20 protein-coding genes and 1 tRNA gene are annotated in these 23,750 nt (G+C 38.9%); 6 read left to right on the top strand and 15 right to left on the bottom strand.

Going from position 1 to position 23,750, the window contains the following annotated elements; all coding sequences use genetic code 11:
- The first annotated feature begins 1 nt into the window (after position 1).
- From L0B18_RS02150 to L0B18_RS02135, 4 genes are all read left to right on the top strand, one after another.
- Entirely contained in the window at positions 2-964 is a 963-nt protein-coding gene (locus L0B18_RS02150) for a DUF713 domain-containing protein (protein WP_234567500.1), read from the top strand.
- A gap of 8 nt (positions 965-972) precedes the next feature.
- Complete coding sequence (locus L0B18_RS02145; RefSeq protein WP_234567499.1) at positions 973-1,554, top strand: hypothetical protein; 582 nt, start codon at positions 973-975, stop codon at positions 1,552-1,554.
- A 176-nt stretch (positions 1,555-1,730) separates the two neighbouring features.
- On the top strand, positions 1,731-4,148 hold the full coding sequence (locus tag L0B18_RS02140; protein WP_234567498.1) for an McrB family protein: 2,418 nt from the start codon (positions 1,731-1,733) through the stop codon (positions 4,146-4,148).
- Positions 4,132-5,499, top strand: coding sequence for an McrC family protein (locus L0B18_RS02135; RefSeq protein ID WP_234567497.1), 1,368 nt, complete (start codon positions 4,132-4,134; stop codon positions 5,497-5,499). The genes L0B18_RS02140 and L0B18_RS02135 overlap by 17 nt, the downstream gene beginning before the upstream one ends.
- Before the next feature lie 39 nt (positions 5,500-5,538).
- On the opposite strand, the gene L0B18_RS02130 is transcribed toward L0B18_RS02135, so the two are convergent.
- From L0B18_RS02130 to L0B18_RS02120, 3 genes are all read right to left on the bottom strand, one after another.
- Positions 5,539-5,934, bottom strand: a complete 396-nt coding sequence (locus tag L0B18_RS02130) for a hypothetical protein (RefSeq protein ID WP_234567496.1) — start codon at positions 5,932-5,934, stop codon at positions 5,539-5,541.
- A gap of 78 nt (positions 5,935-6,012) precedes the next feature.
- Complete coding sequence (locus L0B18_RS02125; protein WP_234567495.1) at positions 6,013-6,690, bottom strand: hypothetical protein; 678 nt, start codon at positions 6,688-6,690, stop codon at positions 6,013-6,015.
- Entirely contained in the window at positions 6,687-7,205 is a 519-nt protein-coding gene (locus L0B18_RS02120; protein ID WP_234567494.1) for a hypothetical protein, read from the bottom strand. Before L0B18_RS02120 ends, L0B18_RS02125 begins: the two co-directional genes overlap by 4 nt.
- Before the next feature lie 150 nt (positions 7,206-7,355).
- Here L0B18_RS02120 and L0B18_RS02115 point away from each other — a divergent pair, with 150 nt between their 5' ends.
- Positions 7,356-10,544: a type I restriction endonuclease subunit R gene (locus L0B18_RS02115; protein WP_234567493.1), complete on the top strand. Its 3,189-nt coding sequence runs from the start codon at positions 7,356-7,358 to the stop codon at positions 10,542-10,544.
- 824 nt (positions 10,545-11,368) lie between these two features.
- On the opposite strand, the gene L0B18_RS02110 is transcribed toward L0B18_RS02115, so the two are convergent.
- The 6 genes from L0B18_RS02110 to L0B18_RS02090 form a co-directional block, all read right to left on the bottom strand.
- Positions 11,369-13,396, bottom strand: a complete 2,028-nt coding sequence (locus L0B18_RS02110; RefSeq protein ID WP_234567492.1) for a DUF3987 domain-containing protein — start codon at positions 13,394-13,396, stop codon at positions 11,369-11,371.
- A 435-nt stretch (positions 13,397-13,831) separates the two neighbouring features.
- On the bottom strand, positions 13,832-14,035 hold the full coding sequence (locus L0B18_RS19795; protein WP_370647484.1) for a helix-turn-helix transcriptional regulator: 204 nt from the start codon (positions 14,033-14,035) through the stop codon (positions 13,832-13,834).
- A 246-nt stretch (positions 14,036-14,281) separates the two neighbouring features.
- Positions 14,282-14,464 carry a hypothetical protein gene (locus tag L0B18_RS02105; RefSeq protein ID WP_234567490.1) on the bottom strand — a complete coding sequence of 61 codons (183 nt, stop codon included), beginning with the start codon at positions 14,462-14,464 and terminating at the stop codon, positions 14,282-14,284.
- Between the two features lie 74 nt (positions 14,465-14,538).
- Complete coding sequence (locus L0B18_RS02100) at positions 14,539-15,660, bottom strand: tyrosine-type recombinase/integrase (protein ID WP_234567489.1); 1,122 nt, start codon at positions 15,658-15,660, stop codon at positions 14,539-14,541.
- 156 nt (positions 15,661-15,816) lie between these two features.
- Positions 15,817-15,890 (bottom strand) — tRNA-Pro (locus L0B18_RS02095).
- A 72-nt stretch (positions 15,891-15,962) separates the two neighbouring features.
- The gene (locus L0B18_RS02090; RefSeq protein WP_234567488.1) at positions 15,963-17,777 is read right to left on the bottom strand and encodes a BspA family leucine-rich repeat surface protein; all 1,815 of its coding nucleotides are present in this window, start codon (positions 17,775-17,777) and stop codon (positions 15,963-15,965) included.
- A 273-nt stretch (positions 17,778-18,050) separates the two neighbouring features.
- On the opposite strand from L0B18_RS02090, the gene L0B18_RS02085 reads away from it, so the two are divergent.
- On the top strand, positions 18,051-18,539 hold the full coding sequence (locus L0B18_RS02085) for a YajQ family cyclic di-GMP-binding protein (protein WP_234567487.1): 489 nt from the start codon (positions 18,051-18,053) through the stop codon (positions 18,537-18,539).
- A gap of 122 nt (positions 18,540-18,661) precedes the next feature.
- On the opposite strand, the gene L0B18_RS02080 is transcribed toward L0B18_RS02085, so the two are convergent.
- From L0B18_RS02080 to prmC, 6 genes are all read right to left on the bottom strand, one after another.
- Positions 18,662-19,204 (bottom strand): tetratricopeptide repeat protein, encoded by a 543-nt coding sequence (locus L0B18_RS02080; protein WP_234567486.1) that lies wholly within the window; start codon positions 19,202-19,204, stop codon positions 18,662-18,664.
- Between the two features lie 217 nt (positions 19,205-19,421).
- A complete protein-coding gene (locus L0B18_RS02075; protein ID WP_234567485.1) occupies positions 19,422-20,069 on the bottom strand; it encodes a deoxynucleoside kinase in 648 nt (215 codons plus the stop codon).
- A gap of 42 nt (positions 20,070-20,111) precedes the next feature.
- Positions 20,112-20,600, bottom strand: coding sequence for a 2-amino-4-hydroxy-6-hydroxymethyldihydropteridine diphosphokinase (folK, locus tag L0B18_RS02070; RefSeq protein WP_234567484.1), 489 nt, complete (start codon positions 20,598-20,600; stop codon positions 20,112-20,114).
- Positions 20,588-20,947: a dihydroneopterin aldolase gene (folB, locus tag L0B18_RS02065; protein WP_234567483.1), complete on the bottom strand. Its 360-nt coding sequence runs from the start codon at positions 20,945-20,947 to the stop codon at positions 20,588-20,590. The genes folK and folB overlap by 13 nt, the downstream gene beginning before the upstream one ends.
- Before the next feature lie 98 nt (positions 20,948-21,045).
- Positions 21,046-22,491, bottom strand: coding sequence for a chromosomal replication initiator protein DnaA (gene dnaA, locus L0B18_RS02060; RefSeq protein ID WP_234567482.1), 1,446 nt, complete (start codon positions 22,489-22,491; stop codon positions 21,046-21,048).
- Between the two features lie 373 nt (positions 22,492-22,864).
- Positions 22,865-23,749, bottom strand: a complete 885-nt coding sequence (gene prmC, locus L0B18_RS02055) for a peptide chain release factor N(5)-glutamine methyltransferase (protein WP_234567481.1) — start codon at positions 23,747-23,749, stop codon at positions 22,865-22,867.
- Position 23,750 lies beyond the last annotated feature (1 nt).

Raw genomic sequence — 23,750 nt, 5'->3', positions numbered from 1 at the left:
TATGACAACAAAATTAGATATCTATACAATAAAGATTCGTCAACAAAGGGATAAAGATAGTTATTACCCTTTAAATGATATTGAGGGAGTCCATTTGATAGATATCATAGTTGAATTTGAAGAATGGCTAGAGGATAATCCACAGAATTTAAGCAATTACAATAAATTGTTTAAATACCGTGATCAAAAAGATTCGGAAAGTGAAGTTGAAAAAATAGAGGATGGGAATAAACAGTTTTATTTTGGGGTTTTCAGATCCGGGGACTTCGGGTATTCATCTAATATAGATGATGTAGAGACAGGTAAAAGGGTTCATGTCCAAACTCCAAATCAAGCGAGTACTTATCCTCTATTAGGTTCATTTTATGTTAGGTCTGGTTTTTATACAGGGTTGATAGGTTTACAAATTGATGGAAGGTTTTCAATGAAAACCCAATTAGCTTTAGCTTTTCGAGAATTTCTAAGAAACGAATACGAAAATTTATATGTAGAGTTTAATACCTACCTACCAAAAGAGGCAATTGAAGAATTAATAAATGAAAGTGTGGCCTCTGAATTTACATTTATTAAATATAACGCTGATAGAGATGCATTTAATAACATAGGGGGGCTTGAGCCAGAATATGTCAGGGCACAACTTAGTATTAAAATTGAAGAGTATGATGAAAATTCATTGAATATTTTCAGAAGGAATTTGATGAAAGCAATAAGTGATAAAAATAGCAGATATATAGAAATAAGTACTTCTGGAGATGTCTTTGATTACGATGATTTGAAAATTAAAATAGAAAGAAATGGACATGAGAAAACCTTAAACCTAGGAAAGCTCGAAAGAATTCGGGGGAGTGTAGAGATAGATGATCAGGTTCAAAGAGACGATAAAACTAATTATGCCGTTTTCGAAAGTGTAAGAGATGCGGCAAGACAAGAGTTATTAGAAATTGGTGAAACTCTCGTTCATTAAATATAGCTATGTCAAGCAAAGTAAATATTAAAGGTATTCTTAAAGCTCATATTAGTACACTATATGATGCTAAAAGTGCCAAAGTAGATGATGATGAGAAAAAGCTAGATCCTTGGGATGTTTTTTGGTTCTTTATATTTCCAGGGGTAGTAGTCACTTTTTTATTTCTGTTTATTGATTTAAAGCATGATAAAATCATAAATGCTATTTCTATTTCATTATCAATTTTTGTGGGCCTTTTATTAAATCTTTTGGTATTGATAAGTGCTCAGTTAAAAAAAGAAACAAGGGAATCTTTAAAACAGAAAAATCCATCGATTACAGATAAGGATCTAGAATTACAGCTCAAAAAAAATTACTTGATTAAAGAGTTATACAGTAATATATCTTACTCAATTATTATTGCAGTACTGAGCTTAGTAGTTGTGTTTATTGGGTACATATTAAGTGAAATTTATATACCTGGGATTAGCATTAAAGCCTCTCTAATACCCAATTTCCTCGTATACTATTTGTATCTTAATTTACTATTGACATTATTTATGATCTTGAAGAGAACGTATCTAATTTTAGAGTCTGAATTCAAATAAGATCATAGAATGGTAGTAAATACACTGATGGCAATCAGTTTGAGAAACCAGCCAATGCCCCTTCAAAGACTAGATTAGTAATATGATTAATTCCAAGGATGATCTGGTATTTATAATGCCTTTGTTTATTCGAAATTTAATTGTTGCAATTCAAACTTCATTAAGTCTTGAATTCTATGGATAAAAAATTCACCTGGGTACAAACACATAAAGAGCTGGCGCAATACCTCTCCAAAATGGAAGGTGAACAGAAGGAGCTGATTGAGCTTTTGAAAGAGGCAGGCTGTACGATCTTTAATGACAAAAACGAATCAGGTGAAACCATTGATCTTGAGGAGATCGATCCGTTTACGTTCTTTGCATATATCAATAAATATGGAGACGATAAACGCTTGGTCATTCTGCAAAATATTGCCGAAAAACTAAATTTAAGTAAACCACAAGATCATCGAGGCCTTCCATCCATTCATGCACAAAATGTTTGGTTTTTTCCCTATAAATATGATAGAAAAAATGATGAGATTGCTCGTTTATGGAGCTTTTTTTATGAAGCAATTAATCATACGATCACAAATGCAAAATTTGCAGATGTACTATCTATACACGGAACAGGCAAAGCAAGTTTAACGGCAGGTTTATTCTATATTGATCCAGAAAAATATTTGCCCATAAACGGACCAGCGAAACCATATTTAATTAAACATCTCTCCATTGATGTAGATTTTAAATCTTACAGCGATTATGAAAGGATTCTAAACCAGGTAAGTGAAAAAGTCGATCTCCCATTCTATGAAATATCTCACGAATCTTGGCTTTGGACGACTGAGTATGAAAAGAAAGAAGCTGAAAAAAGTAAAAAAGCTGAAGAGAATCTGGATAAAAACAAGTGGAGGGAGCTGGTTCGGGTTATCCAAAAAATTGATGATGAAAAGGCCGTTCGAAAATTCTTCAAAACAGTGCACTATGTATTACATGAACTTGATCTCAATGATGATGAACCAATAATCTATGCATCAGCAATTGATAACTATGTTCAATTTACAATTGGCAGCCGATATGTGACTCATCTTCAGCGCAAAAGTGGTAAAGTTATTCAAGGGTTTTACGTTGATAATGATTACCTGGATCAGCTAAAAGAGCTATATCTTGATTTAGAAATCAGTGATAAAGCAGTACCGGTTGAGGAGGGAGAAATGACGTGGGTGTACCTGGAAGCAGATAACGTGAATGTTAAAGATTTTTATGATGGAATTTTGGCGCTTGCACGAAAAGGAGTTAAGGGACAGGAAAAGTCACAGTTTCGATCCATTTATCCAGATAAGCATAATCCCTGGATTGCAAAAGTTGCACTTGATACTTCAATCCTGGATAAATTATTTACTGCTGAAGTTATGGAAGATAAAAAGGTGTTCGAGACTACAATCAATTACCCATTGAATACCATTTTCTATGGCCCACCAGGAACCGGCAAAACGTATCTGACAGTAAAACGTGCGGCAGAAATTGTCGAAAATCGGAAAATTGAAGAGTATTCTGAGGCTCGAGAAATATTCAATAGGAATCTTAGAGATACGATTGAATTCATCACATTCCACCAGAACTATAGCTACGAAGACTTCATCCAGGGCTTACGGCCAGATATTGAGAATAATAAAGAACTCACATTTGATAGACATGATGGAATTTTTAAAGATCTTGCAGATCGAGCACTAAAGAATCTGAAAAATTCCAAAAAGCCAACCACAAAAAAGAAATCTTTTGAGGCAGTATTTAACGAATATGTAGATCCACTCGTGCAGGGGGAAGTTGAAGATCTGGAAGTGGAGATGAAACGAGTTTCCTACTTCATAACAGCAGTTACCAATCGATCCATCGAGTTTCGAAAAACAAGTGGTGGAACAGATCATACACTGAGCATCAATACGTTGCGAAAAATGTATGAAGCTGAATCCGTTTTGGAAATACAGGGACTTTCCTCCTATTACAAACCACTTCTGGACAAACTGCTGGAACTCGGCAAATCACCGGGAGAAACGGAGGTTGTCGAACGCAAGAATTATGTGATCATCATTGATGAAATTAACCGCGCCAATATTTCGAGGGTTTTTGGTGAACTCATTACACTCATCGAACCGGATAAACGGTCTGAAGGTGAATTCGCATTATCTACAAAGCTGCCTTCCGGGGAAGATTTTACCGTGCCATCTAATCTTTACATTATCAGCACAATGAACACGGCTGATAAATCTATTGCTTTACTGGACATCGCTCTACGGCGCCGGTTTGAGTTTGAAGCGATGTATCCACTGTATCATATTCCTGGTAAAGAGATTCACGATGAGGATATTCTTCGAAAGATCAACGAACGAATCATCAAACTAAAGGGCCACGATTTCCAGATCGGCCACAGTTACTTCATGAATAGTGATCTTACCTTAGTCGAGCGAATGAACAGGAAAGTGATTCCATTGCTGCTGGAATACTTTATGAATGATGAAAAAGAGGTAACGGAAATCCTGAAGAATGCGGGTCTCCAGATTCAGGAGAATAGCTGGCCACTACAAATCAACGGCAGAGTTGATCAATCTATTTGAATATCAGAACAAGGAAGAGGTAACCGAAGACTTCGAGGGTCTGGAGGTCTTTCTGGATGATATCTGGAGACAGCGGGAAAAGAACCAATACTTCGCCCAAGATGACGAAGACGGTAGCAAGATCGAGTCTCAACAGTTCCTTCAATTTCTGCACAAAACCGTGGAGATTAAGTCTAACAAGTATGTAGGTGTAATCCACTACGAAGAGCAAAAGATCAACCTTCTGCCCAAGATCTTTTTTAATGAGGACCGCGAATACGACCAATCCGATCTTTTGGCCATCCAGCAGCATATATTATGGTGGCTGAGCTATTGCCGGAAGATTAAATTTCCGAACTATCAAACATCACTGGATACAGAAAAGAGTGATTTCTTCGAGGTTCTTATCTATCTATTCGCCAAATACACCCGTGAGCTGTTGGGGCATTCCATTTATCAGCAATATGAAGAGGTCTGGCGCGAGGTGCAGTATGTTCGTGGTCGGCTTGATATTACACGGTATGTGACTGAAAATTTGTCCAAGGCACGTTGGCACAAAGTGAATTGCATTTATGATCCATTTGTGCTGGACAATCGTTTCAATCAGATCATCAAGTACGTCACATCGATTCTGATCAACCATACGACGAATGATGACAGCAAGAAGTATCTTAGAGAGATCCTCTTCACCTTGGATGATGTCTCTGATGAACCGGCAACTGCTGATGAGTGTGCAGCCATCCAGTTCAATCCCGCCTTTGCCGAATTTGAAACCGTTCGGGATTACTGCCAGCTATTCCTGAATCACGCAGTCTCTTTTGACTACAAAAACGATCTTAAGCTCTTCGCTTTCCTGATTCCGATGGAATACCTGTTTGAGGATTTTATCTATGGATTTATTGAAAAAGAAATGGATGGCGTAAAGGCAGTACCACAGTCTTCTTCCGTTTACCTGGATGAAGATAAAACGTTTTTCCTTCGACCGGATTTGATATTGGATACCGGGGAGAAGAAAATTATAGCCGATACCAAGTACAAGATGGTTTATCAAGATCCCAAAGATCCAAAGAAAGGGATTTCACAATCGGATCTCTATCAGGTTCTGGCCTATGCCGTTCGATACAAAATAGATGAAATTCTGCTTTTATATCCTGATACAATTGACGGCTGGCAACAAGAAGCGTCAGGATTTATCATTCGAGATGAGTTTGCTGACCAGGTGGATGTGAAGGTGATGGCGTATCAGTTGTCTGTGATAAATCGTGATATTTTTTTGAGAAAGATAAATAGAGCAAGTTATAAAGAACTATTTCTAAATACACGTCTTCATTTAATTGAAGAATTGAAATTAATGTTTCATGTTTCTCACTGATATGCTCATTATTTATTTAAAATTATTGAACTTTCATACTCATACCATCTGGTCCATATTGTCAAACCTTATGCCTTTAGATCTTCTTAGCAAATAATATCCGTACCCAGCTATACCTATGTAAATAATTGCTGCTTGAGGACTCAAATTCGGAGAGAACCGAGATGGATCAAAGCTTTCAAGTACAAATAATATTAATAGGGTTAAACCAAATACAATGAATAAAGCTCCCAGAATTTTTCTTGAAAGTGATTTTTTAGGTATATCGGAAGAGGATTTATTACTCAACAACGTGATAATAAGTCCAACAACAAATGTTAATGTGAGTGAGAAAAAAAGGGAATTATTAAATCCTATTTGTCTATTTCTACCAATTTTAGTTGCGATTAAATATCCAATCCCGCCATTTATAGCCAAGTATAAAAATAACTGCATTATTTTTTTCGACTAATTTTTCAATAATTAAGGGAAAGTTCAAGGCTTTTTTGAGGTTAAATCAGTACTCAAAAAAGTTTACTTTTTAGAAAAGCTGTATAAATCACGAAGGATTCCACCCACATTGGTTCTGTCCACTCCGCTCAAATGGCTCAAGATGATTTCTCTACCATTTCTGTGATCAATTAGTTCTCGAAATGAATCTTTCAGGTATTCTAAAACTTTGCTCTTTGGGTTGACTAGATTTTCAATGGCGCCATAGTTGACTAACGTGATGATGTCTTCCATATCTTTACTCATTCGCCAGTCATTTTTTCCACGGTTTTTAACCGCTTCCCATTTTGCTGCAAGGTAGTAGGGCAGTGTAAAACGAGGGATACTTGTTTCTTCATTCAGACTGATCCACTCTTTGTTGTCCAGCCCCTCTTCATACCACTGATTCGTAAATCCCAGAATTTTTGATTTGGTTGGCATCACGTCCAACAAAAGTTCGCCATCAGTATACCTGCAAATTATAGAACTCTCTTTGTCGGGATAGAATCCTATGGTTGCAAGCCTTTCATTTAGATCTTCCAACCTTCCATAATGGGTTAGACGAATTACAATATCAAGATCGTAAGTAATTCGAGTCTGACCTTCAAAGTTCTTCGGTAAGTATGTATGGAGAATTGCTCCGCCCACAAATGCTGCATCTTCTAAAAAATCTTCTAACTTCTTAGCAGCTTTGATTAAGTGTTTCTTCGTTACAGGATTCATACATCAAGTTGAGATTTCAATAATTGTGTGGCTATATCCATTTCCCGTCTATTTTGATTCATTCGAATTACATCAAGAATACTCACAAATTGATACAGTTCCTGCCATTCAAGGCAGGCTTGTGGGAGTTTTGGATATAGCGGGGGGATTGTTATTCCACTAGTTTCTCCTCCCGGATATGCCCAGACAATATCCATTGAGGAACTTATTTGTTCCTTAAAAGGAGGTACGGAAATGGCAGCGGGAATGCCACGATCAATAGTGCCGGGAAGTGCAGGGAATACATATTGCAAACCAAATTGAATAAAATCCCTAAGATTCATACGCTGTACGTGTTTTTTCTCGGGGCCAATAAGGTTCACTTGCATTGAGCGATGTAAAGACTCACTGATTTCAGACTGGCTTAGTCGCAAACTGTGAGCCAGATCCTTCATATACCAATTATCACTTTTTTGAAGCAGCACAGCACTGAGTACAACAATATCGTGCGGTCGCATTCCGGTATGTTCTTTCATTTTTGATTTAAAATAGGATTTAATTCGCGATTTGCAAATCGCGAATCGCCATACATATTTCATTCTCTACACTATCAAAAGTGGAATTGAATTCCCTATTGACAACCTTGATAAACCGTGCCATATTCATTCAAACCAAAAAAAGTACCAATGGCATCGGGATATACAGAAGATCATCAGGTAGAGCAGCCAGCCATCGACTTGTTTAATCACCTTGGCTGGCGGACGGTCAATGCGTATGATGAAGTCTTAGCCTCCACAGAATCAAAAGGTACACTTGGCCGGGAAACCCGTGATGAAGTTGTATTAACTGCCACACTCAAGAGCAAACTGGAGGAATTCAATCCCGATATTCCACAAGAAAACCTGGTGGAAATTGTAAAAGAGTTTACGAAAGACCGGTCCTCGATGCATCCGGTCCGTGTCAATAAAGAGATTTACGATTTAATCCGCGAAGGTGTAGACATCGAATTTCGTGGTGCTGACGGAATGCTGAAACAGGAGACTGTTAAAGTTATTGATTGGAAGGAGCCGGACAAGAATGACTTCCAGCTCGTCTCTCAGTTATGGGTAAACGGCGATTATGGAAATAAACGTCCTGATCTGGTTGGATTTGTAAATGGCCTTCCACTTCTTCTGTTTGAGCTTAAGAAACCGGCGCGACCCGTTCAGGAAGCATTGAATGGCAACATCAGTGACTATAAGGATACCATTCCTAAAATCTTCTGGTATAACCAGTTTATCTTTCTTTCCAATGGAGTTGATACAAAAATCGGCACGATCTCATCTCCCTGGGAGTTCTACACCGAATGGAAAAAGATCAGTGATGAAGAAGAACCGGGAATTGTTTCACTGGAAACAGCTATTCGTGGAGTTTGTGAAAAGAATCGTCTTTTAGATCTTCTCGAACACTTTATCCTTTTTGAGAATGTCGTTTCAAAACCAAAGAAGCTGATGGCTCGGAATCATCAATATCTTGGTGTGAATAATGCGATACAGGCCGTTAAAAGTATTGAGGAGAACAAGGGGAAGCTTGGGGTCTTTTGGCACACTCAGGGCAGTGGGAAGAGTTATTCTATGGCCCTATTGACACGAAAGATCATGAGATCTATTCCCGGTGACTGGAAGTTCGTGATTGTCACGGACCGGCTGGATCTGGATGAACAGATCTATAAAAACTTTGCCGGAGTGGGAGCTGTCACCGAACCGGAAAGTGAAGTCCGGGCTGACAGTAAAGAGCAACTCAAGCAGCTACTCCAGGAAAATCATCGTTACACATTTACCCTGATTCACAAATTTCACAGCCGGGATGGAGAGGAATTCCCGGTATTAAGTGAAGATGATGACATTATTGTCATTACAGATGAGGCACATCGTACTCAATATGATACCCTGGCAATGAATATGAGGAAGGCTCTACCCAATGCATCGTTTCTTGGGTTTACTGGCACCCCACTCATTAAAGGAGAAGACGAGAAAACCAGAGAGGTGTTCGGAGACTATGTGAGCATTTATGACTTCAAGCAATCCATTGAGGACAATGCTACAGTTCCACTCTTCTATGAGAACCGAATTCCAGAGCTTGAGCTCAGTAACGAGCATTTAAATGAAGAGTTACAGCAACTGCTTGAAGATGCAATGCTGAATGAAGCCCAGGAAGAGAAACTGGCCAGAGAATTTCGTCAGGAATATCATCTGATTACAAGGAAGGATCGGCTGGAGACCATTGCGAAAGATGTAGTTCAGCATTTTCTGAACCGTGGTTTTATGGGTAAAGGGATGATGGTCTGTATCGACCGGTTTACCACAGTCCGAATGTACGACCTAGTACAAAAAGAGTGGGAGGCTGAAAAGGAAAGAGTAAAAGAGAAATTGAAAACGGCTGATAAACTGGAGCAAGATCAGCTTCTGGAGCGATTAAAGTTTCTTCAGGAAACCGATATGGCCGTTGTGATATCAAAATCCCAAAATGAGATCAAAGAGTTTGATGATGTTGGACTGGATATCAGACCCCATCGAATCCGCTTAGAAAAAGAACCCCTTGATGAAAAGTTCAAAGATGATGAAGATCCGCTAAGATTTGTGTTTGTCTGTGCGATGTGGATCACAGGTTTTTCGGTGTCCAGTTTGTCAACTCTGTATCTCGATAAACCGATGAAGAGCCACACGCTTATGCAGACCATCGCCAGGGCTAATCGTGTATTTGAAGGCAAGAATAACGGGATGATCGTCGATTATGTCGGTGTGTTTCGTCACCTTCAGGATGCATTGGCCGTTTACGCTACCGGCCCGGACAGTGACGACTCCACTGTTCCAGTGAAGAATAAAGAAGAATTGATTCAACAGTTAAGAGAGGCTATCAAACTCGCAAAAGAATACTGTGAAAGACAGGGAGTGGGTCTTCAAAAGATCATTGACGCTGAAGGTTTTGAGAAATCGAAGTACCAGGATGAATTTGCCAAAGCAATTGTTGAGTATAATGAACTTGATGAAGAGGTAAATAATGCAGCAGATAAAGTTCTGATCAATGAAGAAAAGAAAAAGGAGTTTGTTGCGCACGCCAGAACCGTGAATCAACTTTATAAGGCAATTCTACCAGATCCCAAGGCTGGTGAATTTCTCCCTATACGATCTGCATTGAAAGCAATCAGTGATCTTATTAAACGTCTGGGGCCAACTCCAAATGATGATCTGACAAGTCTCTATGTAAAAATTGAAGAGAAACTGGATGAATCGATTCACAGCAAGTCCTATGTCATTGATAGCGGCTCTGATGCAATCGATTTGAGTAATGTGGACTTTGAAAAGCTTAAGGACCGGTTTGCCAAAACGAAGAATAAACGTGTGGCACTTCAGAAAATCAAAGTTCAAATTGAAGATAAATTAGAGAAGATGATCGAGCAGAATCACACTCGGATTGATTTCAAAGAACAGTTCGAAGAGATGATTGAGAAGTATAATAATTACAGTGTTACGGCTGAGGTTCAACTGGAAGAACTCTTTAAATTTGTCAAGAAATTAAATCATGAAGAAGAACGGCATATCCGGGAAAATTTATCCGAAGAGCAGTTAACCCTATTCGACGTCATCACCCAGCATGAAAAAGTTGAGCTAACCAAGAAAGAACGTGAGAGTGTTAAAATGGGAATCAAAGAACTTCTGGATAAGCTTAAAAAAGAAAAACTGGTTCTCGACTGGACCAATTATCAATCAAGAATATCCGATGTTCGAGTTACCATAGAGAAAGAACTGGACAGCTTTTTACCAGACAAGTATGATCGGGCCCTTTATGCACAGACCTGTAGTGAGGTTTTTGATCATGTGTTAAACAGATATTAAATAACCGCTACACATTACCTTGAACAAAAAGGGAATACTTTTGTACGCAGGTTACTTGAAAATGTACAAATTCATGTGCCTCATGATGTAAATTGTAAAAGGTATATTGAGCAGTTCCTGCAAAGAATTGATATACAAATCCTCATCCATTTTTCCCGTTTTTACAAGTAGCGAATAGCAAAAAAACTGACGATTCGAACTTAAATATTTTAGGAGAGAGTAAAATGGCATTTAGACGCAATAAACGCACCTTACCAAGCCGAATACTATTAGGTAACAATGCGTTTTTAAGAATAAATGTAAAGAGTAATTTCAGAATATCTTAATTTTGTTCGGAAATTGACTCAACTTTACATAATGCTAATTATTGGACAGCAAAAACGGCCAAAACAAGCTGAAAATGAAGACTCAAAATTCTTAATCAAGAAGAGCATCAAATCTCTTCAATGGCCATCCACAGAGGGCAATCCCTTTGTCGGAGTCCCTTAAAGGTACTTAATTAGAACCTTATCCCTATGTGTAAAGCACGATGTCTTAAAGCTATATTTTTTTGAGGTAAACCTGGTCAAAAATTTTTTTTAGTCGAAAAGCCAAAAGGTAGGACGCGCCCACTTAAAGGGCGCAGAAAATCGTTTTGAATTTTGCCCAAAACACTTTGAAACAGTAACTCTCATCTCATTACCATAACTAAAATTTCGCCCTTAGATTAAGGGAAAAATTGACTGTGATTAACGGAAATATTTTAAATGAAAACAAGAAGGATTAATGGCACTTTTTGAAAAGGTCAAAAATGACAAAGTGCCATTAATACCACTCTTAATTACTTAATTTAGAGAAGTGTAAATAACTTTCTCATAATGTCCGTGAGCAACCTTTTTGAGTCTGCCCCTACTAATCAATTTACTGAGTTTTCTTTTTAGGGTTCTTTCAGGACACCCCAGAGATTCACCAATTTGAATAGCCTCACTTGTTGTAAACCTTTCTGGCAATCTTATAAAGATGCTATCAATAAATGGATCATAAGATATATCCCGATGCTGAAGTTCTTGCATATACATTTGCCTCGAATGTTCTAGAGTAGCTGTAACAATATCTATGGCCGTTTGAATATCTTCTGTTTGAGGAACAACTGTAGCTCTGGTTCTAATGGAATCAGAAATTTCATCCATTAATCTCACCATTGTTAGGATTGCACTAATTCGTAAAGCTATGATTGCCCCTCTTTTAACAGTCGATATCAATACATCTGAATATCCTTTGTTGAAATAGTTCATCAAAATCTCTTCAAAAGTAGAATCCAACAAATTCCATTGTGATGGGTTCAAAGTAACATATAGTGGTAATTCTCTATTCAGAAGGATTGTATTCAATTCATAGAGCCTTTCAGATGTTTTAATGATCAACTCCTCTAAAACTTTACTATCCTTTGTTGGTTGATGTGATTGCCATTCATATGGTGGAGAATAAGCGTAAATCAAAAACCTGGAGTAAAATCCATTTTCAGTGTTTTGAAATAAATTTCTGAACTGATCAGGAGTTCCGGTTAGAAATACAGATAGTGATGGATTTGCAATAATAAATTGATCACCCTTTCGATTAATCGACAAGTCTTCGTGATGGAAGGCTTTTCTTAGTAGATCCGAAAAATTGCCCCAATCTTGCTTAAAGGCTTTTAGCATTGTATCTATTTCAGTTTCAAAGATAATGCCTCTACCCTTATTCGCTTGCAACTGATCATAGAAGGCTCTATCCGATGAATTTGCAGGTAGAAAAAGCATGTTTTGAGTTTTATTATGCTTGCCAGAGTCACTTGAAGATAAACTGTAAATTCGATCTAATATGTGATCATTAAGTACTCTTGCAAGATTTCTTGCCTTATAGGCAAATCCCTTGCCGGAGGCAGCACTTGCTATAACCAAAGCAAAAAAATCAGGAGAATAACTTTTATCAATATGCTCTATGAGTACATTATTCAACTGCGATGAAATCACGGTTAAACTTGCCAAGAGAAATATATCCTTCATGTAGTTTTTGTCAATCAGTCCAGTTAAATCCTTTATTGATTTTGGAAGTCTCTGGTAGATATGATCAGACAATGTATCATGTGGCTTTACATCATCAACCAATATCTCCTCTTCATCAATTGACATTGTTGGCACATTGACACTATTGGCATTTTCGATTAATGAGTCTATATAGTTGGAGCCATTCCCGTCTCTTACGGCGTCAGTGACATCTTTGTATTTGCCACCACTATGGTTGGTTATATCTACGTAAAAAGCCGGAGATTCTGTGAGTTTTGCTATATTAGAAGTTAGTTTCATCGCAATTGTTTTAGCGGTAGCAGTATCTGTATCAAGAAAAACATACACAGAGCGAATACCTTGGAGGGCTTCTCTAAGGTATTGCTCTTGTGTTTGCGAAAGTAAATCAGTTTCACCAGAAACGAGACCTATTACATTTGCTTTCTCCCCATATCTTTGATGGAGTAACATCGTTTCTCTTGGGGATTTTGCAATGATTAAAACATCTTTCTTTGGTTCATTCTTTAATCTAAAGAAAGATTCATTTGGGTGTGATGCATTAACCATCTTGATCACTTTTTGTCCATTTAATCGGGTGTACAACTGAATACCTGTTTCATATGGAAAGGCCAACCATTGAGAACCATAATAACTGACTATTCCCACTTTGAATTTTTTCAAAGTGAGAATATCTATTGAATCATATTCCTGGATCATCTTTACGAGTTGATGATCACTATTTTGTTCTACAAGTTGGATGCCCTTTCGAATCAAGGTTCTAATTTCTGATGACCAAAATATACCTTTGGCTGTAAGAGTTTTTGTCATATTAATACCTCATTAATTTTGATTAAGGTTAAGAATTGACAGGGCCCATCTTTCAGCTTCTCTACGATTTGAGCCTTTTACATACTGGATTAAAGTTATGATATCGCCTTTGATATCTGGACGTGCATGATCTTTAAACCAACCTTTTCGAATATTTAGGCCAAATGAAGGATGTTTATCAATTCGGAGTGGACTGCTTATTAGAGTCCAACCTGAACTGCTAACCTTATTTGGATTCCACTTGATACCCAATAAGTTTAATATGAGTCTTACTTCATGTGGCTGGAATGACTCTGCAACACGAAATTTTGGATGGGTTTTTATCATTTTTTTATCTTTTTTAAGGTTATAGGATATACTTCACCCGTGACACGAAAACCGCGTTTAGGGTGAGTAATTAATTTTTAGGAGGCCCCTTAAATCCGGGTAAGTACTTTACTTATTAAGGGTACTCTTATCTTGGTAAGCTGACGGTCGACTTTTAAGCCATTCTTCAATTTCAGACTCAAGCCAACCTACTGTTCTTTTGGCAATTTGCCTTCTTCGTGGTAATTCACCGGTTTGTTCCATTCGCCATAATGTTGAGCGAGAGACAGATAAAATATCACAAAGTCTATTGACGCGAATTATTTTTATCATTAGCTTAGATTATTGTAGATTATTATATTCCATAATGTAATATAAGCGCAAAGTCAAGTTTGGCCTAATCTGCGAAGATCTCAGATTTGGAGCCATAAATATCTGTTTTTCTGCTATTTACAGATTAGCTCAAAATTATCGTTTTGATTGTAGCTCAAAATTTTAAAAAAACTTCGCTTTTTTGAGAGCGTAAATCTTTTTTTTACCGTGCTCTTAATTTACTAATTCTTAAAATTGAGTACGATTTCATGAGCGTTTATATACAAGGTGGATAGCCACTTTACCTTCCATTTCTTTAGTTACATCTCTAAAACCAAGCTGCTTAATCATTTTCAATTCATTTTGTCGTTTTAGTTCCTCCTCATTCATGTGGGCATTTTCATGTTTAGTATTCACTTCACTTTCCTTTGATGGGCGTTTATTTTTCATAGAGGAATATTTACAAGTTAAAGTAATCTGAATTTATTCTTTTGCAAGCTAAATATTGAAAAGAAAATTACTCCTCAAATAGAATTAAATGCTTCTCCTACGGCCTTAGATATGTCCGTTGCTAATAAGTCTGCATATTTCTGAGTTGTACGTATGCTGGAATGTCTCATCCACCTTTGAACAGTATAAATAGGGACTTCACGTCTTAGCAGCTCAATACAGCATGTGTGTCTAAGTGAGTGAACATTAATGTCCTCTCGATGAGGAAGACTGAGTCTTAAATATTTTTTGAATGTTCGACTCGTCCGTCTTCTATCTCTATGCTGAAACAATCTCTCACTTGGATCAGAGCATATTGCTAATAATTTAGTTGCTATACGTTTCAAAATTTCAACGTCACCAATCGGCAGGACTTGCTTGCTTTTAACTTTAGTGCTAAATGAATCAGAGCCGATAGTGACTTCCCACGTAGCAGTGTTAATGCTTCTCGGTGTTAAGCTCAGTGTCTCTGAAATTCGCATGCCGCTGTAACGCTGCCAATCAATGAAATCAATCAACCACAAAGCATTGCGATCCTCTTTTTGGTAACCCCTTTCAATATCTTGCTGCACCCTCCGCTGTATTCCCTCTTTCAAAATTTCGATTTCTTCCAGGGATAGATAGCTGATAGTCTCATCTTGCTCATGATCATTATTATAGATTTTAACCTGCGAATAATCATAGTTCACCAAGCCTCTTTTCCTTAACCAGTTGGCAAATGGTACAACCTTAGTCTTGTGGGTTTTCTTCGTTTCGTATGCATATTTTTTTCGATTGAGAAAATCATTAATGGCTCCTGGAGTTACAACAGAAACCGGAAGATCAACTCCCGTAAATCGAGCGAAATCCCATAACAGATAGGAAGTGTTTTTGGCAGTTTCTTTTCGCCAGTCTTCTCGACTTTTTTTGTGAATATAAAACTCCAAGGCTTCTCTAAGGGTTGATTCCTTAGTAATGCATTCAGACTGTATGGAAGCGTCAAATCCACTCCAAGGGTCAAATACACCGGATGCATATTTATCCTCTAACTCCCGATGGAGTTTTTCAGCCGTCTTGAGCGTCTTTGTTTTGAGCGCTATTCGTTTCCTTTTAGGGTTACGTTTACTGCTATAGAATTGGGTGTAATACCATTTTTCTTGTCTTAAAAGTGAAGCCATTTCCTTGTCCTCCAAGGGCTTTCACCAAAGAAAGTTGCGTAGCAATAGCGTAGCAGTACCTACTTGAAATGCTTCTCTTACGCCAAACCGTCAGAAGTGCACGAAATAAAAAAACCCCTATACAGTGCTTAAACACAGTATAGGGGCATGTTACTGTCGGGACGACAGGATTTGAACCTGCGACCCCTCGACCCCCAGCCGAGTGCTCTACCGGACTGAGCCACGTCCCGAAACGACAGACCCTAAAGTTACGGGCTTTTGAAACGTTCTTCAATAATTGTTTTCTCTGAATTGTTAACGCGTTAATTTGGGCAGCTACCCCAGATGGGCAGTAGATCTTCTTCTAAATCACTCCCATCTGAAAACTGGGCAGGTTTTGAAGAAATGTTTGAAACACACCAACCAGATAAATTTTGACCAAATGCACTCGCACCGAAAAACATGTTTTTCATACCCCTAACCGAACTAACATCCCAGGAACCGATCGGCTGGTTGAAACGGAGAGCTTTACTAAACATGCTTTGCATACTGATTACATTCGAAACATCCCAGTTTCCAAGTGGCTGATTAAACGCTTTTGCAAGTTCGAACATGCCGGTCATATTGGATACGCTGGAGACGTCCCACTCACCAATTGGCTGATCAAATGATCTGGCATTGTAAAACATATTTTGCATGTCATTCACTCTGCTAACATCCCAATCTCCAATCGGCTGATTGAATGATCTGGCATCCTCAAACATGAATTGCATTTTTTCCACCTTACTCACATCCCAGTTACTAAGATCTCCGTTAAATTCATCTGCTCCACGAAACATAAAATTCATTTGTTCGACGTTTCCAGTCTCCCAATTTTCAAGTGACTGATTAAAAGAAATGGCAGTTTCAAACATGCCAATCATTTCATCCACCTTACTAACGTCCCAGTTTCCAATGGGTTGATTAAAATCTTCGGCCTCTGAAAACATGTAACTCATATCCTCCACCTTACTCACATCCCATTCCCCAATGGGTTGATTAAATCGTTCAGCATTCCTGAACATAGCAGGCATTCCAAAGACTTTACCTACGTCCCAGTCTCCAATCGGTTGATTGAAAGAAGTTGCACTGGCAAACATATAGGCCATATATTCTACATTGCTGACGTCCCACTCTTCTATCGGTTGGTTAAATGAATATGCCTCCTTAAACATACCGGTTATACCTTTTAATTGGCTAACTTCCCAACTACCAATCGGTTGATTGAAGGAATGGGCTCCTTCAAATAACTCTACCATGGTTTGAACATTGCTGACATCCCAATTCCCGATGGGCTGGTTAAATTTTTCGGCACCTCTAAACATGGCGGCCATATTTGTAACATTACTTATATCCCAATTGCCAATTGGTTGGTTGAATGTTTTCTTATGTGCAAATAGTTCAGACATATCCGCAACCAGTGAGGTACACACTATGGATAAGTCGGCATCTTGATTTAGCCGCTGATCCAATAAAGTCCGATCAACTGCCTCATATTCAACTCCATCAACAATTCCTAATTCTCCAGCTTCCGCAGAAGGACATTTGATGGTGACTCCATTATCTGCAAGAAAAAAAGTATTTGTTATTTCAAACGTAGCCGTGATTTCTATGGGTTGTTTAACAGTGATTTGGAGGGGGTTTTCTGTACTCTCTTCTTTCCCACTCCAACCTATAAATTCCCATCCATCATTAGCTTCAGCTGTAAGCCTAACCGTTGTTCCATGATCATAATCGGTAGATTTCTGCTGGATTACCGTTTCCTGTACGGTTCCTTCGCCTTCAATTGAAACCGTTAGCGGATAGGTTTTTTTGATGAAGAGTGCGGTAATTTCCTTATCCGAATCCATTGTAAAAGTTGTAGGGTTATCAGAACCATTTACATCTCCCTGCCAACGATCAAACATCCATCCCTCCTCTGGAGTTGCTGTGATTTCTACTTCAGAATTTTCATCATATTGTCCTTCAGAAGGAGAGATGGAACCAGCTTCTGATGGGTTGATTGATGTGGTTAGTTGGTAGACGGGCGTATTTTCTGTGGAGCAGGAAATTGCGAGAAAAAAAATGCTGCCAAGTAAAACGCCTCTTAATAATCTCATAGATTTGTGTTTTTATTATTTTTGGAATAGTCTTTTAAAAATTACTGTAAATTAACTTAGCGAATTATTTTGAGTCGTGCTAAGAGTGTAGTAATTAGTAGGCCAGGTAGTTAAAATATTATTTCAGTATTAGACTAATGAGAAATGATTAGCTTTAGGTTGCATAATTTATTTGTTTAGAATTATGTCTTCACTGCTTATCATTCAATAAATCTACAATGTTGATTGTTTTTCTCCGAAAGGAAAATTCATCCTTCAAAAATTCCAATAATAATGGCATCGTTTGATATCGTAAATGAAATAAATACGCAGGAAGTAGACAACGCGGTTAACAATACATTGAAAGAAGTCTCCACAAGGTATGATTTTCGGGGGCTTCACACCGAAGTGGAGTTTGCCAAGAAAGAAAATCGTATTGACATTGTAGCTGCTGAAAGTATGAAGCTTCGGGCTGTGAAGGATATGCTCATCAAGCACTTCATCAAACGAAACCTGGAACCAAAAGCTCTCGATTTTGGCCGGGAGGAAGGCACCAGCCAGGGACATGTAAAAATGAGTGTTGCTATCAAAGAAGGGGTTGACCGTGAAACGGCAAAGAAAATTGTGAAAGCCATTAAAGACCTGAAGCTAAAAGTTCAACCGGCCATTCAGGATAATCAGGTTCGCGTTTCGGGGAAAAAGATTGACGACCTTCAGGAAGTGATTCAGAACCTCAAGAAGAAGGATTTCGGCATCCCGCTCCAATTTGTGAATATGAAATAGAGCACAATACAGTATTCAAGAGGGATGACCTTGATATAGTTATCCCACACAGAACATGATTTTTTACACAGCTATAAAACCCAAATCTCAAGAAACATTCAGAGCAGGTAAAAGGGAATTTTTTACTGCCCTAACTGATCTTTCGCGTAGACGTTATCAGGATCCATCTTCAAGGCTTGTTCGTAATAGGTTTGCGCCTTTTGATCGTGACCGCCTTTCTTCATCAGGTCACCCATCAGGATCCAGTTTTCAACGTCTCGGGGTTCGCTTCGAATACGGTCTAAGAGATAGGCGATAGCCTCTTGTCCCTTACCGCTCATAAGTTTATAGAGAACAACGTTGCGGTGTGCGGAGGCGAGATTGTCAAGCGCAATGGCATGATCAAAATCTTCCCTAGCTTTTTCAAGGTGGTCTTCGTTTAGATATGCATAACCACGGAGGTTGTAGAGCCGTCCGTTGTCGCTATCCAGTTCAATGGCCTCGTTCAGGGATTTAATGCTCTGTTCCCATTGATTCAATTTCTGCATCACCTCGCCTTCAAGGGTATAGCCTTCTGCGGCGTCCGGTCTCATTTTTTGGAGCCGGCGTGCTATATCAAGGCTTTTGTCGAGGTCTTTTTCATGAAGCAGTTCGTAGCCTTCTTTATGTTTCTCTTCAAAACTCATGTATTATCTTCTTTTTTCGCTTTATCAGTTATGTCTTCGAATTCTGCGTCTTCGATTTCGTCTAATCTTGGCCGCCGAGAATTTTTGTTTTGATTATCGGAGTGATTATTAAAATCGCCAAACCGAAATTTTATGGATGATCGGTTCTTTGGCTTTGGTCCGCGAATCAATCGAACAATAATGTAAATAAACAGCGCTATTAGTAACCAGCGTATCATTATGAATCGGGGATAATATGTATATGTGTATTGCTTCGTATCGGTGCTTCAAAGATCTGCTCTTCCAGATAAGTCAGATGATCGGGATTGTGAAGAAAATCGATATTTGTGGTATTAATAATAATCAATGGCGCTTTATCATAATGATAGAAGAATTGATTGTACGCATCACTCAATTCCTGCAAGTAATCGGGCGTGATGTGTTTTTCATAATCTCTTCCACGTTGTTCAATATTTCCCATCAATCTTTCAACCGTACTCTGAAGATAAATAACAAGATCGGGCTTTGCAGAAATTCCGGTCATAATACCGTAAATGTTATCATACAATGCCAGTTCGTCGTCATCAAGATTTAACCTTGCAAAAATACGATCTTTTTCGAAGATGTAATCCGATATAATGTATTCATCAAACAGCTCTTTATTGGTCATTTTTTCTTGCTGTTTGAACCGGCTTGCTAAAAATGCAAGCTGTGTCTGGAAGGCATAACGTTTTCGATCTTCATAAAATTTGGGGAGAAAGGGATTTTCTTCAAACTTTTCCAGCACAAGGCGTGCGTTGTTCCTCTCCGAAAGGAGTTGGGCAAGTGTGGTTTTGCCGGCCCCGATCACCCCTTCAATTGCAATAAAATCAAACTGATTTGGCATTAAACCCTTTCTGTTTGTCGGTCAGTTTTCACTCCGGATAAATTACCAATTATATCCTGTTTTTGTGATATCCATCCGGGGTGCTTCATCTGTAAGTTCGTCAATATTTTTCTTGTTTTCCGGGTCCTTCCATTTGCTGTCAATTTCCTGCAATGGTAACAAAACAAACAGCCGCTTTGCGTATTCAGGATGAGGAATAATAAGGCGTTCCTGTTGAATCACCAAGTCTCCAAAACCAATCAAATCAAGATCTATTACCCGCGGGCCCCATCGTACAGGGTTTGCTTCCCGGCCAGACGAGCGCTCAAATTCTTTCAGCCGTACAAGAAGTTGTTCCGGTGCGAGAGAAGTCTCAATTCTGGCTGCACAATTTAAGAAATCATATTTAGCGTCGCCAACGGGTTCAGATTCCCAAATAGAAGACTTTTTGATGTCTCCTTCCGACAATTCTTCCAGGAATTTTCCAGCCATCTGAATGTACGAAAGGCGGTCGCCGATATTGCTTCCCACTGCGATTATTACCGGTTCCATGTCATCGAGATTTCGGCATATTTCGCAGGAACGCCAATGGGAGGATTTAGTTTTCGGAGGGAAACCGTCAGTTGATTCACTACGGGCGATTGTTCAAAAATTTGATCACCAATCCGCTTACAGAGAGTTTCGATCAACTTTTCTGATGGACCATTAATAATATTTTGGGCGACTTTTTTTACGATTTCATAATTGAAAGTCAGATCTAGGTTGTCATCGTTAACGGAGGGCTTAAAATTACCGTTCGCAATTACATCCAGCTCAAAACGATTTCCTTCTTGTCGTTCTTCATCGTAATAGCCATGTTTCCCATGAAATTCCAGGGACTTGAGCGTAATCGTATCCACTTGCAGATGTTTGATTTGTTTCTGTTCACAAAATAAGCAGATGTGCTTTCAGATACGAATGTTTATCCGGGGAAATCTCTCTTGGATAGGAGGCCTGGTTACAATGTAGCAACCTCAATCTTTTGCTCAAGCTCTTTCAGAATTCGCTTGTGTTTTGGGCTCGTGGAAAGCCGTTCCTCGACCGTTGAAATGGCATGAATAACAGTAGAATGGTCACGCCCGCCAAATTGAAGGCCAATTGTTTTCAGGCTGGATTTCGTGAATTTCTTAGCCAGGTACATGGCGATCTGCCGTGCTTCTACAATTTCCTGCTTACGGGTTTTTTCACGCACTTTGTTTGTGTCAATTCCGAAATATTCGCAGACGTAATTCTGAATGAACTCGATAGATATTTGTGAGTTTGAACTTTTCACCATGTCTTTTAAAACTGACTTTGCCATTGGCAGGTCAATTTCATCCACATGTTTGAGAGAAGCCGTTGCCAGAAGTTTGATGATCGCTCCTTCTAAATCACGCACATTTGATTTGAAGTTGTACGCAATGAACTCAATGATATTAGGATCGAGAGAAATGCCGTTGTCAGAAGCCTTACGTTCCAGAATGGCGTAACGGGTTTCGTATTCCGGAATTTGGAGATCGGCACTCAAACCCCAGCTAAAACGGGAAATCAGGCGTTCTTCAATATCTGGAATGTCTTTTGGCGCACGGTCACTGCTCAGGATAATTTGTTTGCCGTCTTGGTGAAGTGCATTGAAAATATGAAAGAATTCTTCCTGTGTTTTTTCCTTCCCGCTAAAAAACTGGATGTCATCTACTATCAACACATCAATGTTCCGGTAAAACATGGAAAATTCGCTGGCGCGGTTATTTCGAATGGCCTGAACGAACTCATTTGTAAAACTTTCGGAAGAAACATAAAGTACGGCCTGTTCATCACCAAACTGCTGTTTAATTTTGTTGCCGATACTTTGAATCAGGTGTGTTTTGCCAAGGCCGGTTCCGCCATATACAAAAAGCGGATTGAAAGAATTCTTACCGGGGTTATCGGCAATGGCCATGGCGGCAGACCGCGCCAAACGGTTGCAATCACCTTCTATATAGCGCTCAAAAACATAGTTGCTGTTCAGGTTGGAATCGATGTTCATTTTCCGGATTCCGGGAATCACAAAGGGGTTCTCAATCTTGCCCGGGCTGTACTCCGAGAATGTGTTCATCTCCTGGGGTTTTTGAGGAGGCATGGGGCGTTGTGGAAGTCGAATAGATCGGTTGTCTTCGAGACGTTCGGACCTCTCTACCAATACAGAATATTCGAGCTTGCCTTCCTTTCCTAACACTTTGGCAATTGTGGAGCGAAGCATATTATAATAGTGCTCCTCCAGCCACTCGTACCAAAACTGACTTGGTACCTGTATTGTTAGTGTGTCCCCTTCAAGTTTTACAGGTTTGATGGGCTCAAACCATGATTTATATTTTTGATAGCTGATGTTGTCCTGAATAATTTCTAAGCATTCATTCCAAGCATCTTCAGCAGTCAAGTTATTCAACGTACAAAGCCTCCCAAAAGCGTTAAAAGTGTTACCAGATCTCTTTAGTTATCCACACGGCAAAAGTGGCGATCATTTTGTTCTCCAGTCAAAATGGGAATTTCTTCCTCACAAATCAAAAAATTTATCCTCAATCTTTAGAAAGTTATCCACATTTCTATAAACGTTATAAGTCAATGTGTTGCAATGATTTGTAGAATATCAGTAAGAATTGTAAAATTTCACTTGACAGCCCGTAACAATTCGATAACACTGATTTAACATCTATATCCAAACCTGAAATTTTTTAAAAAAACTTTTCAACAAGTTATCCACACGTATTTGAAGGGGTGAAATAGGCGGATTAACTATTTATGTAATCAAGAGGTAAGACTTAAATTAAGTAGTCTTCCTGGTTGGGTGAAGCAACCACAAACCGTTCATTCTGATCGAGATCTTTAAACAGCTTTGAATTACTAAAAAGACGACTGGCAATTTGCAATACGTCGGGTGCGGTCTTGTCATTGCACTCCAGGTAAAGCGAGGCATTTTGTGCGGCTGCAAATTCAATGATCTTTGAATAGAGTTTTAAAGGATCGTCATGAAAAAGAGCCAGATGGGGTTCGTGTTTGGTGACCTGTTTATGCATTTCTGCTTTTTCAGGTTCAGTTATATACGGAGGATTTGAAATAATAATATCCCACTCCTTTTGAAGGCCCTCAGGAAGCTGATTTATTTGAAGAATATCAGCTTTGAAAAAGTCTACATCCGTTTCATTGATTCCGGCATTTTTCTTTGCCCGTTCAATGGCTTTTTCAGAGATGTCGAACCCGGCGCAATACCAATCCGGATTTTCTTTTTTGATGGCAATTGGGATGCATCCGCTACCTGTTCCAATATCCAGCAAATTAAGAGGCTCGTGTTTCCTTTTTCTAAAATGATCCAGCAAAAGATCAACGAGCTGTTCGGTTTCAATGCGTGGAATTAAAACGTTCGAATCGACCGTAATGGTGGCGTTAATAAATTCCGTTGAGCCGAGGATATACTGAAGAGGTTCGAGAGAAGCTCTTCGTTTTACAAGAGGACGGATAGCATCTAATTCATCGCTGGATAGGGGGCGTTCGAATTGCAGGTAAAGATCAAGCCGTTTGCACTGCAAGGCTTCCGCTACAATCCATTCGATGCTCAATCGCGGATCAGGTACATCTTTTTGCTTAAAATAGTCTGTAGCCCATTCGAGCATAGACAGAACTGTCCATACCCGTTCAGATCCACTCATA

Source organism: Rhodohalobacter sp. 614A, from assembly GCF_021462415.1.
Lineage (GTDB): Bacteria > Bacteroidota > Rhodothermia > Balneolales > Balneolaceae > Rhodohalobacter.
Note: the sequence above shows the minus strand (reverse complement) of the source record. Positions and strands in the feature narration are given on the sequence as shown.

Bases quoted from the DNA above. Each gene is read 5' to 3' on its own strand.
- L0B18_RS02150 (WP_234567500.1), top strand. From the start codon at position 2: ATGACAACAAAATTAGATATCTATACAATAAAGATTCGTCAACAAAGG.
- L0B18_RS02145 (WP_234567499.1), top strand. From the start codon at position 973: ATGTCAAGCAAAGTAAATATTAAAGGTATTCTTAAAGCTCATATTAGT.
- L0B18_RS02140 (WP_234567498.1), top strand. From the start codon at position 1,731: ATGGATAAAAAATTCACCTGGGTACAAACACATAAAGAGCTGGCGCAA.
- L0B18_RS02130 (WP_234567496.1), bottom strand. From the start codon at position 5,934: ATGCAGTTATTTTTATACTTGGCTATAAATGGCGGGATTGGATATTTA.
- L0B18_RS02125 (WP_234567495.1), bottom strand. From the start codon at position 6,690: ATGAATCCTGTAACGAAGAAACACTTAATCAAAGCTGCTAAGAAGTTA.
- L0B18_RS02120 (WP_234567494.1), bottom strand. From the start codon at position 7,205: ATGAAAGAACATACCGGAATGCGACCGCACGATATTGTTGTACTCAGT.
- L0B18_RS02115 (WP_234567493.1), top strand. From the start codon at position 7,356: ATGGCATCGGGATATACAGAAGATCATCAGGTAGAGCAGCCAGCCATC.
- L0B18_RS02110 (WP_234567492.1), bottom strand. From the start codon at position 13,396: ATGACAAAAACTCTTACAGCCAAAGGTATATTTTGGTCATCAGAAATT.
- L0B18_RS19795 (WP_370647484.1), bottom strand. From the start codon at position 14,035: ATGATAAAAATAATTCGCGTCAATAGACTTTGTGATATTTTATCTGTC.
- L0B18_RS02105 (WP_234567490.1), bottom strand. From the start codon at position 14,464: ATGAAAAATAAACGCCCATCAAAGGAAAGTGAAGTGAATACTAAACAT.
- L0B18_RS02100 (WP_234567489.1), bottom strand. From the start codon at position 15,660: ATGGCTTCACTTTTAAGACAAGAAAAATGGTATTACACCCAATTCTAT.
- L0B18_RS02090 (WP_234567488.1), bottom strand. From the start codon at position 17,777: ATGAGATTATTAAGAGGCGTTTTACTTGGCAGCATTTTTTTTCTCGCA.
- L0B18_RS02085 (WP_234567487.1), top strand. From the start codon at position 18,051: ATGGCATCGTTTGATATCGTAAATGAAATAAATACGCAGGAAGTAGAC.
- L0B18_RS02080 (WP_234567486.1), bottom strand. From the start codon at position 19,204: ATGAGTTTTGAAGAGAAACATAAAGAAGGCTACGAACTGCTTCATGAA.
- L0B18_RS02075 (WP_234567485.1), bottom strand. From the start codon at position 20,069: ATGCCAAATCAGTTTGATTTTATTGCAATTGAAGGGGTGATCGGGGCC.
- folK (WP_234567484.1), bottom strand. From the start codon at position 20,600: ATGGAACCGGTAATAATCGCAGTGGGAAGCAATATCGGCGACCGCCTT.
- prmC (WP_234567481.1), bottom strand. From the start codon at position 23,749: ATGAGTGGATCTGAACGGGTATGGACAGTTCTGTCTATGCTCGAATGG.